Source organism: Paenibacillus caui (genome assembly GCF_019904135.1).
Taxonomy (GTDB): domain Bacteria; phylum Bacillota; class Bacilli; order Paenibacillales; family Paenibacillaceae; genus Fontibacillus; species Fontibacillus caui.
This window is the reverse complement of the sequence record NZ_JAIOGQ010000017.1, coordinates 1-16,927: the sequence shown is the minus strand read 5'-3', so window position 1 is coordinate 16,927 and position 16,927 is coordinate 1. Positions and strand designations below refer to the sequence as shown.

At 54.5% G+C, this 16,927-nt stretch carries 14 protein-coding genes; 4 read left to right on the top strand and 10 right to left on the bottom strand.

What is annotated here, in order from left to right; all coding sequences use genetic code 11:
* Positions 1-23 precede the first annotated feature (23 nt).
* The 4 genes from tsaD to tsaE are packed head-to-tail and all read right to left on the bottom strand — an operon-like array spanning position 24 to position 2,935.
* Positions 24-1,070 carry a tRNA (adenosine(37)-N6)-threonylcarbamoyltransferase complex transferase subunit TsaD gene (gene tsaD, locus K7397_RS11625; RefSeq protein WP_223068202.1) on the bottom strand — a complete coding sequence of 349 codons (1,047 nt, stop codon included), beginning with the start codon at positions 1,068-1,070 and terminating at the stop codon, positions 24-26.
* Positions 1,071-1,084: 14 nt separating this feature from the next.
* Positions 1,085-1,615 (bottom strand): ribosomal protein S18-alanine N-acetyltransferase, encoded by a 531-nt coding sequence (rimI, locus tag K7397_RS11620; RefSeq protein ID WP_223068130.1) that lies wholly within the window; start codon positions 1,613-1,615, stop codon positions 1,085-1,087.
* 13 nt (positions 1,616-1,628) lie between these two features.
* Complete coding sequence (gene tsaB / locus K7397_RS11615; protein ID WP_223068129.1) at positions 1,629-2,450, bottom strand: tRNA (adenosine(37)-N6)-threonylcarbamoyltransferase complex dimerization subunit type 1 TsaB; 822 nt, start codon at positions 2,448-2,450, stop codon at positions 1,629-1,631.
* A gap of 5 nt (positions 2,451-2,455) precedes the next feature.
* Complete coding sequence (gene tsaE / locus K7397_RS11610) at positions 2,456-2,935, bottom strand: tRNA (adenosine(37)-N6)-threonylcarbamoyltransferase complex ATPase subunit type 1 TsaE (RefSeq protein ID WP_223068128.1); 480 nt, start codon at positions 2,933-2,935, stop codon at positions 2,456-2,458.
* 280 nt (positions 2,936-3,215) lie between these two features.
* On the opposite strand from tsaE, the gene ku reads away from it, so the two are divergent.
* The gene (gene ku, locus K7397_RS11605; RefSeq protein WP_223068127.1) at positions 3,216-4,145 is read left to right on the top strand and encodes a non-homologous end joining protein Ku; all 930 of its coding nucleotides are present in this window, start codon (positions 3,216-3,218) and stop codon (positions 4,143-4,145) included.
* Here ku and K7397_RS11600 read toward each other — a convergent pair.
* Complete coding sequence (locus K7397_RS11600; protein ID WP_223068126.1) at positions 4,142-5,086, bottom strand: ATP-dependent DNA ligase; 945 nt, start codon at positions 5,084-5,086, stop codon at positions 4,142-4,144. The genes ku and K7397_RS11600 overlap by 4 nt on opposite strands.
* Positions 5,087-5,252: 166 nt before the next feature.
* Between K7397_RS11600 and ligD the strand changes: the two genes are divergently transcribed.
* From ligD to K7397_RS11585, 3 genes are all read left to right on the top strand, one after another.
* A complete protein-coding gene (gene ligD / locus K7397_RS11595) occupies positions 5,253-6,152 on the top strand; it encodes a non-homologous end-joining DNA ligase (RefSeq protein ID WP_223068125.1) in 900 nt (299 codons plus the stop codon).
* 282 nt (positions 6,153-6,434) lie between these two features.
* Positions 6,435-7,412, top strand: coding sequence for a M23 family metallopeptidase (locus K7397_RS11590; RefSeq protein WP_223068124.1), 978 nt, complete (start codon positions 6,435-6,437; stop codon positions 7,410-7,412).
* 48 nt (positions 7,413-7,460) lie between these two features.
* Complete coding sequence (locus tag K7397_RS11585) at positions 7,461-7,865, top strand: bactofilin family protein (RefSeq protein WP_223068123.1); 405 nt, start codon at positions 7,461-7,463, stop codon at positions 7,863-7,865.
* A 211-nt stretch (positions 7,866-8,076) separates the two neighbouring features.
* Here K7397_RS11585 and K7397_RS11580 read toward each other — a convergent pair whose 3' ends face one another.
* The 5 genes from K7397_RS11580 to gltB form a co-directional block, all read right to left on the bottom strand.
* Positions 8,077-8,670 (bottom strand): TetR/AcrR family transcriptional regulator, encoded by a 594-nt coding sequence (locus K7397_RS11580; RefSeq protein ID WP_223068122.1) that lies wholly within the window; start codon positions 8,668-8,670, stop codon positions 8,077-8,079.
* A 59-nt stretch (positions 8,671-8,729) separates the two neighbouring features.
* Positions 8,730-9,647: an SDR family oxidoreductase gene (locus K7397_RS11575; RefSeq protein WP_223068121.1), complete on the bottom strand. Its 918-nt coding sequence runs from the start codon at positions 9,645-9,647 to the stop codon at positions 8,730-8,732.
* 168 nt (positions 9,648-9,815) lie between these two features.
* Positions 9,816-10,598, bottom strand: a complete 783-nt coding sequence (locus K7397_RS11570; protein WP_223068120.1) for an ABC transporter permease — start codon at positions 10,596-10,598, stop codon at positions 9,816-9,818.
* On the bottom strand, positions 10,591-11,499 hold the full coding sequence (locus K7397_RS11565) for an ABC transporter ATP-binding protein (RefSeq protein WP_223068201.1): 909 nt from the start codon (positions 11,497-11,499) through the stop codon (positions 10,591-10,593). Before K7397_RS11565 ends, K7397_RS11570 begins: the two co-directional genes overlap by 8 nt.
* A gap of 210 nt (positions 11,500-11,709) precedes the next feature.
* Positions 11,710-16,305, bottom strand: coding sequence for a glutamate synthase large subunit (gltB, locus tag K7397_RS11560; RefSeq protein ID WP_223068119.1), 4,596 nt, complete (start codon positions 16,303-16,305; stop codon positions 11,710-11,712).
* Positions 16,306-16,927 lie beyond the last annotated feature (622 nt).

Genomic DNA, 16,927 nt, shown 5'->3' with positions numbered 1-16,927 from the left:
TATACTACCTGCGGTGCATATTTTCAGGAAACGGACCACGCCTCTAAAGAAAGACCCGGGTCCGCCTTGAGCGAAAGAGACGCAAATTCCCGGCTTGTCCACTTCAGATATGCGGCTGCGCCGATCATGGCCGCGTTGTCGGTGCAGTAGACGTTAGGCGGGATCACGAGATCCACGCCTTCCCGTTCACAGCGCCCGGCAAGCGCGGTTCGCAGTCCGCGATTGGCGGCAACCCCGCCGCACAGCAGGAGCTGAACCGCTCCGGCCCCCCGAACGGCGCGGATGGCTTTCTCCACAAGCACCTCGATGACCGATTCCTGGAATCCCCGCGCAATTGCGCCGTAATCCGGGGTTTCCCCCTTCATTTTACTTTGGTTGACCAAATTCAGCACTGCGGATTTCAATCCGCTGAAGCTGAAGTCGTACGATTCGGGCTCGAGCCATACCCGCGGCAGCTCCGCGGCATCCATGGATTCCGCAGCCGCCTTGTCCACATAAGGACCGCCGGGATAGGGGTAGCCGATCGCCCTTGCCACTTTGTCATAGGCTTCGCCAACCGCATCATCCCGCGTCCGCCCAATCAGCCTGAAATGCCCCTCGCGTTCCATCAGGACAAGCTCGGTATGGCCGCCTGAAACTACAAGAGCGATGCACGGGTACCGGATTTCCTCTACCAACCGATTCGCGTAAATATGGCCGGCGATGTGGTGTGTCGCAATCAGCGGCTTGTCCAGCGCAAAAGCAAGGCTTTTTGCGGCCATGACGCCAACCAGAAGCGCGCCGACCAGTCCCGGTCCCTGCGTAACCGCAACCGCCGAAAGCTGGCGGGCGGAAAGGCCCGACTGCTTCAGCGCTTCCTCCATGATCAGCGTGATGCTCTCTACATGCTTGCGTGAAGCGACCTCTGGCACAACCCCGCCGAAGGCCCGGTGCGTATCGATTTGGCTGGAGATGATGTTGCTCAGCACTTCCTTCCCGTTCTTGACAACTGCGGCGGATGTTTCGTCGCAGCTTGTCTCCACGGCGAGAATATAACAATCTTCATTTTTCCGTGTATCCTGTATATCCATTTCCGGTTTGGAACTTACCACTCTGTTTCGCTTCCTTCCTCGCCGCCCTTATCCTGCATAATGTCGGATAAATCACACCACATGATGAGTGCATCTTCGCCATTGTCCGAATAATAACCTTTGCGCAGTCCGATTCCGCGGAATCCCAGCTTCTCATAAAGCGACTGTGCCACATCATTCGATACCCGCACCTCCAGCGTCATCCGGATCATGCCCAGCTCCCAGGCATAGGCGATCATCCGCCGCAGCAGCTGCTCGCCCAGATGCTGTCCGCGGTGCGCCGTCCGTACCGCGATGTTGGTCACGTGCGCTTCGTCCAGCACCGTCCACATTCCCGCATAACCGATCGGGCTTCCGTGCTTCTCCATGACCAGGTAACGGGCGAATTGATTATGCGTCAGCTCATTCTTGAAAGCCTCGCTCGACCAGGGCAACGTAAAGGATTCATGCTCAATCACCATAATATCCGCTATGTCCTCCATCAGCATGGGACGAAAAATGACTTCATCGGTGCAAGCACCGCTTTCATTATTGCTACTCTCCATAACCTGCCCCTCCTTAAGAACGGCGAAGCTGCTTAGCTTCCGCCTCTGCCAGTTGGGTATAGTTCGGCTGCAGCGCGTGGGCTTCGTCCCGTTCGCCGCGGAGCAGCCGGGCCGCGCCCAGCAGCCCGGCCCATACGCCCTCCGGCGCGTACTCCGTCACGCGCAGGGCCGTACCCAGCAGCGGCCGCAAGCTTTCGGCCGCTTCCGCGTGGCGCGCCGCATCGCCGGCCAGCGTGACCACGCTGGGCCGCGCCTCGGCCGGCAGCGCCGCCCACTTCGCGCCGAGCGCCTCCGCCCAGTCCGCCATCAGGCGGATGGCGTCGGGCTCGAGGCGGCGCGTCAAGCGCCCCGGCGCTGCTTCGAACAGCGCCGTGTACACCTGGCCGCGCCGCGCGTCCATCAGCGGCACGACCCATTCCGTGCCGCTGCCCGCGCCCGCAAGGCTGCGGCCTTCCGCGGCCGGGGCCAAGTCCCCGGCCGCGATGCCGGCCCCGCGCGCCCAGGCGCCCAGTGCGAGCGTCTCCAGACTCGAGACGCCTACAACCGGGATGCCAAGCGACCAAGCCAGGCTTTTGCCCGCCGTAACGGCAATCCGAATGCCCGTATACGAGCCGGGGCCGAGACCCACAATGATCCCGCCCAGTTCACGCTGCGCGGTGCCGGATGCCTTCAGCACCTCCTGAACGGCCGGAAGCAAATACTCGGCATGTCCGCGCTGGGCCAAAAAATTATGTTCGGCCAGAAGCTGTCCGTCCTCCATCACCGCCGTGCAAAGCGTAGCCGTTGACGTATCCATAACCAGAAACCGACGCCCTGTTTCCCTCTTTATTTCCATCTTCGTTATACCCCGTTTTCTTTCAGGCTCTCTGCCCATGTCTCATATGGCTCTCCCTGACCATAAACATAGATAAGCCGCTCCTGCGGCCCCGAAACTTCTATGTAAAGATGAAGCCTGGCTTCCGGAAGCAGCTCGTCAATGAGGCTTCCCCACTCCACAACCGTCACGCCTTCTCCGTAAAAATACTCGTCAAGCCCAAGCTCATCCGCCTCTTCCGGCGATATCCGGTACACATCCATATGGTAGAAAGGCAGACTGCCTTCATATTCCTTAATAATAGTGAACGTCGGGCTGTTCACCTGATCCTTTACGTTCATGGCTTTGGCAAATGCCTGCGAAAAGGCCGTTTTGCCGGCGCCGAGATCCCCATCCAGCACGATGACCGTTCCCGGCAAGCTTAAGTCGGCAAGCCTTGCGGCCAGCCTTTTCGTATCCTCCAGGTGGCCAGCTGTAAATACCAGCTGCGCGGACTGCTTGTCCATCACATCATAACCGCCTTTCCGCTTTAAAAGGGCCGGCCCTTATGCGGTGTCCAGCCCTGCCTTTATCTTGTGCAGCACGATCCATCAGCTTGCTAGTGACAAAAAACGTATGACTTCATTATATCGGTCAGGCGTATGTCCCGCAAGGACACCCCCGTCTCGACCGGAAATGTCCAAATTTCTGGCTTAAATATAAACGGACATACCCGGGGCATAATAGAACAAACGCTTATGTTTATTATTCATTAATCGTAAGGACACCAGGAAGGGGCTTTTATCTATGCACACTGTCTGGAAAGGAGCTATCAGCTTTGGCCTCGTGCATGTTCCGGTCAAAATGTTCTCCGCGACCGAAGACAAGGACATATCCATGAAATACATTCACAAAACGTGCGGCAGTCCGGTTTCCTATGTACGGCGCTGTCCGTCGTGCGAGAAGGATGTAGAGTGGGACGAAATTACACGGGGCTATGAATATGAAAAAGGCAAATATGTGCTGTTCGATAAAGAAGAGCTGGAACAGCTTTCCGAGCGCAACAACAAGACGATAACGATTCTGGATTTCGTCGATCTCGATGAAATCGATCCGATTTACTTCCAGAAAACGTACTATCTGTCTCCGGATCAGGCAGGCTCAAACGCTTACCGGCTGCTCCTTGAGGCAATGCGCGACACCGGTAAAATCGGCATCGCCAAAATCGCTATCCGTTCCAAGAGCAGCCTGGCCGCGATCCGCGTAATGGACAACTGTCTGGCCGTAGAAACGATTTTTTACCCCGATGAAATTCGGCCGATTTCCCAGGTTCCGGGTCTCCCGGAGCAGGTGAATGTCAACGACAAAGAGCTTACGATGGCCAAGCTGCTGATCGAGCAGCTGTCCACCCCCTTTGAGCCGGAAAAATATACGGATGATTACCGCGTGGCGCTGCTTGACGTCATCCAGCTTAAAGTGGCGGGCGAAGAAGTGACTCTGGCTCCTGCCCGCCCTGAGGCCAATGTCATTGATCTGATGGCCGCGCTGCAGGCCAGCATCGAAGCGGTCAGACCGATTGGCACAGACCCGGGAGAGCCGGCGGCCCCGGCCCGCAAAACGCGAACCAAGAAAGCGGCCAGCAAAGCAGCCCGGGCCGCAGCCGAAGGGGACCCAAACGGGCCAGAGGCGCCCAAGCCTAAGCGCCGGACCTCACCCAAATCGAAGAAGACGTCTTAAATTTGCGCGGTAACGCACTGCTCAGCCGGGACCGTGGTCAGGCCCTGCAGCACCGGATGACGGAGCGTTCCGCCATTTGTCCACTCCAGATATTCCACCTTCACCGTTAGGGACGGCACGATCCAGGCCGCCCCTTTTACGCGCTGCGGCGTATTATCGAACGGACGCGCGTCCGCCTTAAGCCGCTCCGCTTCCTTGGTAACGCGCCTCCAGTCTTCGGTGGTAAAGCGTCCGGCTCCGGCGTGTCCGATGTACAGGAAACGTCCATGCTGATCATACAGCCCAAGAAGCAGCGCGTTGACAATTCCGTCGCGGTAGGTCACGCCCCCGACTGCGGCGTAAAGGTCGCGGAATATTTTCTTTTTCTGCCACCGCTTGTCCTTGCCTCCGATCGCATAGGCGCTGTCCAGATTCTTGCAGACCACGCCCTCCCAGCCATGCTGCTTCATCACCGCGTAAAGCTGCTCCGCATCGTTGTAGTTTTGACATAACTGGAGCCGTTCATGGGGCATGATCAGCTCCTGAAGCAGCTGCTGGCGCTGCTCCAGCGTCCGCCCGGTCAGCCATTCCCCATTTAAGTACAGCACATCGAAGATCATATAGCTGACGGCAACCCGTTGAACGCCCGCATCAATTTCACTCTGCTTCCGCAAGCTGTCCCGTTTCATGATGGCATGAAAGGACGGCTTCCCCCCCTCAATGGCAATCATCTCCCCGTCCAATATGACCGACTGCGCCCGGCAGTAGCCGGTTACATCAGTGAATTCGGGGTACTGCCGCGTTCGGTCATTGCCCTTGCGGTTAATGAGGCGCGAAGCATGTCCGTCATAGTAAGCCAGCATTCGTACGCCATCCCATTTTACCTGCGCCACCCACCTGTCCCCGGACGGAAGAAGGTTTGTTGTTATCGGTTCAAAAGGTTGGACCGGTTTCAGTTCCATGTCAGCAGTCTCGCCTCCGTATCACAAATAGAGCCCATAGCATGATCGATTGCTCTCCTAAACAGCATATCCTTTGGCGAAGCCTGTCATTCCGGGTGTCCTTCATTCATATTTCCGGCTGCCCGGGGGAATTATACGGTTATTCCTCAGGAAGGAGGCATATGTCATGCCCTCAGCCATCAAAGGCTCGATTATGATTGAAGGACATCAGGTGACCATCACGAATCCCGACAAGCTGCTCTGGCCCGAAGCCGGCATCACAAAGCTGATCTATCTTCAGAAGCTCGCGGAGCTTGCCCCCTATCTGATGCCGCGGTGCCGAAATCGCCTGCTGACCACGATCCGGTATCCCGGGGGAATACACAGCCCTTTTTTTTACCAGAAAAATGCTCCCGAGCCGCTGCCGGATTTCGTCACGACCGCATGGCATGAGAATATCCGCTATGTCGTGCTTGACAGCCTGCCGACGCTGCTGTGGCTCGGCAACCTGGCCTCGATTGAATTTCATCCGTCCTTGCATTATATCGGTGAAGCCCTGCCCTGCGAATGGATCATCGACCTTGATCCTTCCCGCGAAGAGGAGCCGCGCATTATGGAAGCGGCAAGCTATGTGGGCGATATCCTGTCCTCGCTCGGCCTAAAGTCCATACCGAAGACCTCAGGCGCGACAGGCGTGCAGGTCATCGTCCCTGTGCAGTACGGCATCACCTTCGACGAGCTGCGGACGTTCGGGCATTTTGTGGCCCGTTATGCAACGGAAAAGCATCCGCGGCTGTTTACGATTGAGCGGCTGAAGAAGGACCGGGGGGACAACATTTATTTTGACTATTTGCAGCACTATGGCGGGAAGACAATTGCGGCCGCCTATACGCCGCGCGCCAAAAAAGCGGCCAGCGTGTCTACTCCTCTGACCTGGGACGAGGTGCGAAAGAATCCGCATCCTTCCGAGTTTCATTTGCTCAACATCGCCGAAAGGCTTCAGCAAAAAGGCGACCTTCTAAGTGAAGTGCCGCCGCAATCGCTGGATTCCATTCTCAAGCATTTATCGCCAAAACAAAGAACCTGAAGTAGAGGCGGCATACGGCTTCGTTCTTCCTGGCTTGCTAGAGCCCATTCTTATTCGCGTATGTTTGTTATCCCGAACAAAAGCGAGCATAAAAACTGCCATTATATCAAGACAAGAGTGACATTTTTAGCATGTTTGTAGAAACGGAGGAATACATAAATGATAAGCAAGATTTGAAGTTGACGGATGTGCCGTCATTAACGCTTTCTCCAAACCATTTTTAGCATAAAAGATATGGCGGCCAGGTGAAAAAGCTAGATTGGGCTTAAGAAAGGAGACGTTATGAGAGTTGGAAGAAGTTCGCAAGGCATGACCCTGCTGATCCTTCGGGACGGCCAGGTTCCCGTCAGACAGCTTTATTTGTCAAAACCTGTCATGGTGTGCGTGCCTATGGCTGCCCTCTTGTCCATTTCAAGCCTTATTATCAGCCTTCATCTGAGATCGGCGGATCGGATCGCAGGGCTTGAACATCAGCTTCTTCAGCAGCAGCTCACGATGGAAGCTGTTGTTTCGGACAAGAACGAAGCGCTGCGGCGGCTTCAGTCGCAGGTTGTGAGTCTGTCTAAGGAGTCAAAGAGCTTTAAGGCGAGACTCGGTACGGTTTCTGCCCTCCAGGAGCAGCTCGAGCATTTTCTGGAAAAGAACAAATTGTCCGTTTCCGCCGGCAATTCTACCAAGCTGTCCTCCCTGTCCTGGGACCGCTCGCGGAAGGTAGGCGGGGAATTTATTGCTGTCCACGATGTCAGCACCGATGCTTTGGCCCGGGAAACCGAAGACGATTTTTCGGCCATGAATACCCTGCTAGATGAAATGCAGAAGCAAATCCCCGCCCAGATCAGCACTGCCCAGGCCCATATCGAAGCTCTCTCGGGAACGCCGTCCCTCTGGCCAACCCCTTCCCGCCGTATTACCTCAAGCTTCGGTTACCGCCGCGATCCGTTCACGGGAAGGGCAGCCTTTCATGCCGGAATCGACATCGGCGGCCAGGTGGGCGACCCCGTTTATGCGGCGGCAGCGGGTAAGGTCACCGCGGTGCAGCAGGACGGATCCCGCGGAAAATACATTATTATTCGGCATCCGAACGGGCTGGAGACCTGGTATATGCACCTGAACTCGGCAGAGGTCCGGAAAGACGAGGACATCTTAAAAGGACAATTGATCGGGCAGCTCGGCAATACCGGACGAAGCACAGGACCCCATTTGCATTTTCAGGTTATGAAAAAGGATGAGGCTGTCGATCCGCTACCCTATATGAATTGAGAAAGAAAAGTAAGAAAGAAAGGTCAGATTTGAAAGGAGGAAGATGATATGAAAAATTCGTCCAGAGCCGGTAAATCCACTTATACCCTGGTCGGTCAGGGCAGCGATATGGAGGGCCGTTTGAAAAGCCAGTCCGGGGTACGGATTGAAGGCGTATTCCGCGGAGAAATCGAAAGCGCCGGCGAAGTGGTCATCGGCGCAAGCGGCGAAGCCCATTCCAACATCAAGGGGGCTTCCATTATTGTAGCGGGCAAAGTGTTTGGCGATCTCGTCACCGAAGGCAGAGTGACCCTGTTGGAGAACGGACACATTGTCGGCAATGTGGATGCCCGCACGCTGGTCATCGCGGAAGGCGGCGTCCTGAACGGCGAGACGCGGATGGATCAGCCGCTCGCAACCGTCAGGGATTCGCGGAAAAAAGGCGCAGCGCCTACCGGGGCCGAAGCGGGTTAAGAGCCTGGTTGAACACTAGAAAGAACAGTATGACGGACTAAAGCAGCTACCCGCTGGGCGGACGCTTTGAAAGAAGGCGTTCGCTCTAGCGGGTAGCTTGTGTTTGGACCGATGAAGCTCTCCTGCGCTTGATAACCTCTTCCATGGCGTTCGCGGGCATTTGAGAGCATTCATAACGGACCGGCCTTCAAACATTCAAGCATTCAAGCATTCAGCCATTGTTCGCCAGCATCTTCATTAAAATCTGAACATCCGGCACATGGTAGGGCCCATGCGCCTGCTGGAGCATTAAGCCGGCGATAACCGAAAAATAAAGAAACAGCAGTTTCTGCGGATCGCCGAGGCAGAACTCCCCCGTTTCTTGTCCCTTGATGAAGACGGGCAGCAGCCGGTCTATTAAGGCTTGAGAAGAGTATTGTTCGACAATCTCCCGGGCCTTCTCGGGGACTTCATCTGAAGTCTGCACTTGCTGGATCAGCATAAAGGAATGCCTGTTGCTCTCATCCAGCATCTCTCTCGTCAAAGCCCGGATTTTGTCAGATGGTGTACCGGACATTTGCTCCATCTCATTGAACGCTTCCGCCGTCTCCTCCATCGCCTCCTGAACCAGTGCTGTAAAGAGCTCCTCCTTGGAGCTGAAATAACGATACGTGAGTCCCTGGCTAATGCCTGCCTCATCCGCAATCATGCTCATTTTCGTGCCGATGATCCCGCGCCGGGCAAATACTTTCAGGGCCGCTTTCTTGATCTGCTCCCTGCGCTCGTCACGGAGCTGCCCAAGCTGCCCATCATTTCGTGGAGCCATTCTTCATCCCCTCCCTCTTTCATTATTGTCGCCTGCCGGTGAATTTGGGCTGGCCATTCTTAATCAAGTGTTCCCGCTGGCCGAATCTGTTCCTCGCTGATGTCCCAAAGTCTCCTCGCTGCTTCCCTGTCTGACGCCGCTTCAGACGGAACCTTCAACTGCCTGTCTGCGCAGTATCCGCCGTTCAGCCCGGCGATGTCACCAGATTCGGCCAGCCATACAAGCGTATCCGCCCCCTGCTCGGGCGTGCGGGAAAATAGCTTCATGACAGCCATTGTCGCGCGGGCCAGCAGGCCGTTGTTTTGATTGAAATTGGTAGCGACGAGGCCGGGATCAAAGCAGTGAGCCGTTACATTCGTTCCTTCCAGCCGACGCGCCAGCTCAGCAGTAAACAGGATATTGGCTAGCTTGCTTTGCGCGTAACACAGGGTAGGTCCTCCCGTTAATTTCTTGAAGCCGGTGTAGAGGCGTTCGGAACTCAGGTCGCCGAACATAATGCCTTTCTTCACCATCTTGTGCCCATGGGAAGCGGTCGTAATGATACGGGCAGAATCGCTTTCCTTCAACCGGTCAAGGAGCAGCGAGGTGAGAAGAAACGGACCGAGGTGGTTCACGGCCCATGTCATCTCCACGCTGTCCTCCGTGATCTGCCGGTTCACGAATAGCGCACCGGCGTTATTCACTAACACATCTATTCTGGGACACTGGTCAAGGATTTGAGCCGCTGCCCGGCGAATGGACCGTTGGGAAGCCATGTCTGCAATAAACACGTCTACTGCAGACGAGTTGCCGGACGCCTTCTTAATTTGGGCCGATGCCTCATCCGCCCTCTCCTTGTTTCGGGCAACGATTCCCAGGCTCGCGCCGCGTGAAGCGAGCGCCTTCGCCGCAGCCAGCCCTATTCCGTTAGTCGCGCCCGTGATCACGATGTACTTGCCTTGAAGATTCCAGCCTTCGTCCTTTTTTACAGAATCCACTCCTACCTGTACTCCTTTAACTTCTCAATTAATGAATGAATGGTTCATTCATTAATAACAATGTATCGTATCTTAAGGAAAATGGCAATAATAAATCGGTGATTCTTCCAGAAAAGAAAAAACCGCATCCCGTCACTTCGGGCTTGCGGTTTTTTGATGGTTGCGGCTTTAAGCCGCAACATCCCTTCTCATAAATACGATCCAGGAAACAGCCAAAAATACAATGACATAAACGGACAGCACAGCCACCGAGAAACCGAGCGTCATGCCGGCCGCCGATCCGTCTCCTATCATATAGCGGCTCAAATTCATGTTGGTAAAGAGCACATATTTCGTCCAAGCATATTTTTCGGGTCTAAGCAGTGCCTGCAAAATATTACCCGCAAACAGCAGAAATATAGCCAGACCGATCGCAATCCCGCTTGACCGGAACAAGGTCGAAAGCATGAATGCGAAGATGCAAATGATAACCATATCGACATAGCGGTACAGCAGCATTTCCAGATTGAAAGAAAACGGGCTGTAGCCTGCAGGATACACGCCTGGGGTTGAGATATTCTTAAACAGCAGGAAAGATAGCGCCCAGTTGACCACGATAAAAATCAGGGTAAGCAGCAAGGAAAAGATCAGCCCCGCAAGGAGCTTGGACAGCAAAACTTTGCTCCGCTTCCATGGACGGATCAGGAGCAGCTTGATGGTGCCCCACGTAAATTCCGATGCTACGATATCCGCAAAGATAATTGCTGAAAAGATCGAGACCAAAAAGAACAAGCTGGTCAAATTGGTGAAGGCATCCCAGGCTCCAATCTCTGTATCCCCTCCCGTACTGACGGCCATCAACACGGCAACGAGAGCAGGAATAATGACGACGAGGCCCATCATGATCCATGTCCGCAGCCGCCTGTAGATTTTCATGTTTTCATTCTTCAGCAGCTTAAAGAAATTAGCCAATTTGTCCGCCTCCTGTCATCTCCAAAAATTGATCTTCCAGCGAGCGTGTCCGCTTGGAAATGCCATAGACGCGGATGCCGCCGGCTACCAGCCGGGCGTTAATCTCCGCAATCCCTTCCTTGTCTGCGGTGATAATCACGCTCCCTCCGTCAACAGCTCCAGTCCCCAGCAATGCTGCCGCTTCCTCAGGCTTGTCCACCTCAAACGCCGTTTCCGCCTGCTGCTCCGTTTCTTCGCCGGTTTTTAAGACTTTCACGTCAACGAGCTTGCCCTGTTTAATGACCGCAACCGTATCGCACATCAGCTCCATTTCGGAGAGCAGGTGGCTGGATACAAATACGGTCGTCCCTTCCGTATGAGCCAGTTCGCGCAAATAATCCCGCAATTCCCGGATTCCCTGGGGATCAAGTCCGTTGGTCGGTTCATCCAGCACCAGCAGCTTCGGACGGTGCAGAATCGCCTGCGCCACGCCCAGACGCTGACGCATGCCAAGCGAGTAGGTTTTTACTTTTTCATGAATGCGATTGCTCAGTCCTACCCGATGGATCACTTCATCAATTCTCTCTTTGGTTACTCCCGGGCTCATTCGGGCATAGTGCAGCAGATTCTGGTAACCCGTCAGAAACTTGTACATTTCCGGGTTCTCTACAATGGCCCCGATCTGCTTCATCGCGCCTTCGAAATCTTCCCTTACGCTGGATTGCCCTATGTATATATCACCTTCGCTTATAGACATAAGACCGACCATCATCCGAATCGTTGTGGTCTTCCCCGCTCCGTTCGGGCCCAAAAACCCGTATACCTGGCCTGAGGGGATTTCAAGATCCAGCTTGTCAATCAATGTCCTGCGGCCAATCCTTTTGCTGACGCCTTTTATCCGGACAACCGGTTCCTGGCTCATCATTCCCGCACTCTCCTCTTCACCTGTCCGGCAAAAAGCGGTCTGCTTGAACCACCCGTACACCCGTACGCTCATAACAGACCGGCTTTTCGCCCGAACCGGACCATAATTTCCTTGATTGTACCACATTCGGCTAATATTTGCTTTTGAAAAAAAGAACCGGAAACGCCGTCAGCGCGGCAGTTTCCGGTTCTTCATCGGCGTACGGGCTTAGTTTCCAGCTCGCGCCATTTCTCTCATATTCGCTTCAAATGCTGCCAGCAGCGCTTCTTCGCCCTGCAATCCGTCATCGTGTACTTTGCGGATTTGCTCCAGCATCCGTTTGTAATCCTTCGGAATCACCCGAACGAACGAGGTCAACGCTTCCGACCATCCATCCAGAATCCGGCGCCCGACCTTGCTGTTCGTATAAAGGACATGGCGGCTGATCATCGTGCGCAGCTGCTCCTGTTCCTGCGTATCTTCTACGCGTTCAAGCAGCACCATTTCCAGATTGCAGCGATTCACGAAGGTACCTTCCGGATCGTACACGTAGGCAATACCGCCTGACATGCCCGCCGCGAAGTTGCGTCCGGTTTTCCCCAGAACGACAACACGTCCTCCGGTCATATATTCGCAGCCATGATCGCCTACACCTTCTACAACGACGTTGGCGCCGGAGTTGCGGACCGCAAAGCGTTCGCCCGCAATACCGTTAATGTAACCCTCTCCGGTCGTCGCTCCGTAGAAGGACGTGTTCCCTGCAATGATATTCTCCTCAGGGGTAAAAGTCGCTTTCGGAGATGGCTTCACAATCAGCTTGCCGCCTGACAGGCCTTTGCCGGTATAGTCATTCGCATCGCCCTCTACCGTGAGGGTCATTCCCTTCGGCACGAAGGCGCCGAAGCTCTGGCCGGCGGAGCCTTCAAAATGGAAGCTGATCGTATCTTCCGGCAAACCTGCCGCTCCGTAGCGGCGGGTAACTTCGCTGCCCACCAGCGTTCCGGTCGCGCGATCCACGTTCGTAATCGGGAAGCGGGCGCTTACGGCCTCGCCGCGTTCAAGCGCCGGAGCAGCTGCGGACAGCAGCTTCTTGTAATCCAGCGTTTCCTCGATGCCGTGGTTCTGCTGACGGGTGCAGTAGCGGCTGCTACCTGCAGGAACCTCCGGCACATGCAGAAGGCCGCTCAGATCAACGCCTTTCTTCTTCCAATGGGTGACGGCTTCATCCGTATCCAGACAATCGGTACGGCCGATCATCTCATTCAGGCTTCGGAATCCGAGCTCAGCCATCCATTCGCGCAAATCTTCCGCCACAAAAGTCATGAAGTTTACAACATGCTGCGGGTCGCCTGTAAAGTTCTTACGCAGCTCCGGATTCTGGGTAGCTACGCCGACCGGACAGGTATCCATTTGGCAGACACGCATCATGATACAGCCTACCGCAACAAGCGGTGCGGTGGAGAATCCGTACTCTTCAGCGCCGAGCAGAGCCGCTACGGCCAAATCCCGGCCGTTCAGCATTTTGCCGTCCGTTTCCAGAACGACGCGGTCGCGCAGCTTATTCATCATCAAGGTCTGATGCGTTTCCGCAACACCCAGCTCCCACGGCAATCCGGCATGGCGGATGGAGCTCTGCGGAGATGCGCCTGTACCGCCGTCATAGCCGCTGACCAGAATGACATCGGCACGTCCTTTGGCCACGCCCGCTGCAATCGTCCCGACGCCGGCTTCCGAAACGAGCTTGACGTTGATGCGGGCTCTCGGATTGGCGTTCTTCAGATCATAGATCAGCTCCGCCAAATCCTCGATCGAATAAATATCGTGATGCGGAGGCGGAGAGATCAGGCCGACGCCCGGTGTCGATCCGCGCACCTCGGCTACCCAAGGGTATACTTTGCGGCCAGGCAGCTGGCCTCCTTCACCCGGCTTGGCTCCCTGTCCCATCTTGATCTGAATTTCATCCGCGTTGATCAAATAATGCGAGGTTACGCCGAAGCGTCCCGACGCCACCTGTTTGATGGCGCTGCGGCGGGAATCGCCGTTTGCCTCCGGAATGTAGCGGGCCGGATCTTCCCCGCCTTCCCCCGAATTGCTCTTGCCGCCGATTCGGTTCATAGCGATCGCAATCGTCTCGTGGGCTTCCTTGCTGATGGAACCAAAGGACATGGCGCCGGTCTTGAAGCGTCTCATGATAGAGGACGCAGGCTCGACTTCATCAAGCGGAACCTTCGGTCCAACCGGCTTCAGCTTGAGCAGCGAACGAAGGGTCAGATGACGCTCGCTCTCGCCCTGAACGAGCTTGGCGAATTTCTTATAGTTGTCATAATCTCCCGTACGAACCGCATGCTGCAGCAGATGGACCGTCTGCGGGTTGAACAGATGCTCTTCCCCGCCGCTTCTCCACTGGTATTCACCGCCGGAGTCCAGCACATTGTCACGGCCGTTTTGATCCGTAAACGCACGGAAATGCATGGCGAGCGTCTCCATGGCTACTTCTTCAAGACCGATGCCTCCGATCCGCGAAGGCGTCCAGGTGAAGTAGCGGTCGACGAACTCATTTTTCAGGCCGACAGCTTCAAAGATTTGGGCGCCGCGGTAAGACTGGATCGTGGAAATCCCCATTTTGGACAGGGTTTTGACGACACCTTTCGTAGCGGCTTTAATAAAGTTTTTGATCGCTTTTTCCAGGGACAAGCCTCTCAGCATACCTTGACCAATCATATCGCGAATCGTTTCAAAGGCCAGATAAGGATTCACCGCACTGACGCCGTAGCCGAGCAGAAGGGCAAAATGATGCACCTCGCGCGGTTCGCCCGATTCCAGCAAAATGCTTACCTTCGTACGGGTCTCCTGGCGGATCAGATGGTGGTGCAGACTGGAAACCGCGAGCAGTGAAGGGATCGCCGCGTTTTCGGCATCGACGCCGCGGTCGGACAGAATCAGCACATTATGTCCCTTTTCAATGACACGGTCCGCAGCTTCGCACAGCATATCGACTGCCTTGCGGAGTCCTTCCGCTCCTTCCGCCGCCGGGAACAGGATCGGAATGGTCATGGAACGGAACCCTGGACGATGGACATGGCGAATCTTCGCGAAATCCTCGTTCGAAAGAATCGGCGATACCAGCCGAATCTGGCGGCAGCTCTCCGGCTCAGGGTCCAGCAGGTTGCGTTCCGGGCCGATCGTGGTCCAGGTGGAGGTCACCAGTTCTTCCCGAATTGCATCAATCGGCGGATTCGTTACCTGGGCAAACATTTGCTTGAAGTAGTTGAACAGCCGCTGCGGCCGGTCCGACAGCACCGCGATCGGGGAATCATAGCCCATTGACCCGAGCGCTTCAGCCCCTGTTGAAGCCATAGGCTCCAGGACTTTGCGCAGTTCTTCGAATGTATATCCGAACGCCTGCTGCTGCTGGGTTACATTTTCATGATCCGGTTCAGGAAGCTCCGGAGCATCAGGCAGTTCCTCCAGCGTGATCAGATGCTCGTTCAGCCAATCCCGGTACGGGCGCTCCGCTGCAATCTGGCTCTTGACTTCCTCGTCCGAAATAATCCGCCCTTCTTTGGTATCCACCAGAAGCATGCGTCCTGGACGCAGTCGGTCTTTATACTGGACATTCTCCGGTGGGATATCCAGTACGCCAGCCTCGGAGGAAAGAACAATCAGGTCGTCCTTCGTTACATAATAACGGGACGGGCGGAGTCCGTTCCGGTCCAGTATCGCGCCGATTTGAATACCGTCCGTAAAGCCCATGGCAGCCGGTCCGTCCCAAGGCTCCATCAGCGTGCTGTGATATTCGTAAAAGGCCTTCTTGTCGTCCGTCATGCTCTCATGGTTGTTCCAAGGCTCGGGAACCATCATCATGGCTACGTGAGGAAGCGAACGGCCGCACAGATACAGGAACTCGAAAGTATTGTCAAACATGCCGGTATCAGACCCGTCCGGGTTGATTACAGGCTTGATCTTCTTCAGATCATCGCCAAACACGTCGCTTTTGAACAGCGACTGGCGGGCACGCATCCAATTCACATTGCCGCGCAGCGTGTTGATCTCGCCGTTGTGAATCATAAAACGGTACGGATGCGCTCTTTCCCAGCTTGGGAAGGTGTTGGTGCTGAAACGCGAGTGAACCATGGCAATGGAGGATTCCATTCTTTCATCCTGGAGATCAGGATAGAACTGTCCTACCTGTTCCGTTGTCAGCATGCCTTTATATACGATTTTGCGGCAGGATAAGCTTGACATGTAAAATTGATCGCCATTCTCCGCGCCGCCATAGCGAATGCCCAGTTCAGCCCGGCGGCGAATGACATAGAGCTTGCGTTCAAAAGCAAGATCGTCTTTGATGCCTTCACTGCGGGCGATAAATACTTGACGAACAAACGGCTTTGCCTGCTTCGCCGTATTGCCGAGCATATCATCACGGGTCGGAACCGTCCGGAAGCCGAGCAGCTTCTGGCCTTCCTCTTCAATAATTTCGGCCAGCCGGGCTTCCTGCGCGCCGCGCACTTCTTCGTCATGCGGCAGGAAAATCATCCCGACGCCGTATTGCCCCGGTTCCGGTAGGCTGAATCCTAAGCTTTCGCACTCTTCAGCGAGGAAATGGTGCGGAATTTGAAGCAGGATCCCTGCGCCGTCACCGGAGTTAGGCTCGCTGCCTTGTCCGCCGCGATGCTCCATGTTACTCAGCATGGTCAAAGCCTGGCTGATAATGGAGTGGGAGACGCGGCCTTTAATATGGGCTACGAAGCCCATACCGCAGGCGTCTTTTTCAAAAACCGGATCGTACAGACCCTGTTTGGCGGGAATGTCTGTGTGTTTCATTCTCATGCAACCTTTCTGTACGTAGATTACTTCTTGCAGGCTGAATCTATAAGAAGATAGGAGGGTTTACCGGCAGAATATCGAACATTTATATAGTGCATAATTATTCAATGCAGGTACTCTATTAGTTTTATCATTTTAGCACTGCAAAGCTTAAGAGGGAAATACAAACTTTTTATGATCCTAATAAGTTTTTTTATGACCGACCATGGAAGTTTTATATTTGGCGTCTTCCTTGTGTGATGTTAATTAACATATACAAAAATGAAATCCTGTCTTTTTATGCATATATCATGAATATTTATGCGATGTGATTAATATTTTGTTATAAACGGTCAATATGTGACGCGTATATAACACAACCTCCCTGAGAACGTTATCCATAATTTCAACCCGCACATTAATATGTTAGTTTTTATGACGTGTAAATAACGTTATATTTTTCCGCAGCTTTCCACTATTTGATTATTTTAACCGGCCCGATAAATTATTTATAATCATAACCACCCGTCAAACGGGTGGTTTGCTCTAAGGCTATAAGCCTTTATTACCGGCTCGCGTCTAAAGGCGCTAGCTTTCACTACGTTCAAGCTACTATGCCATTGTCGCTTTTGCCTACCCC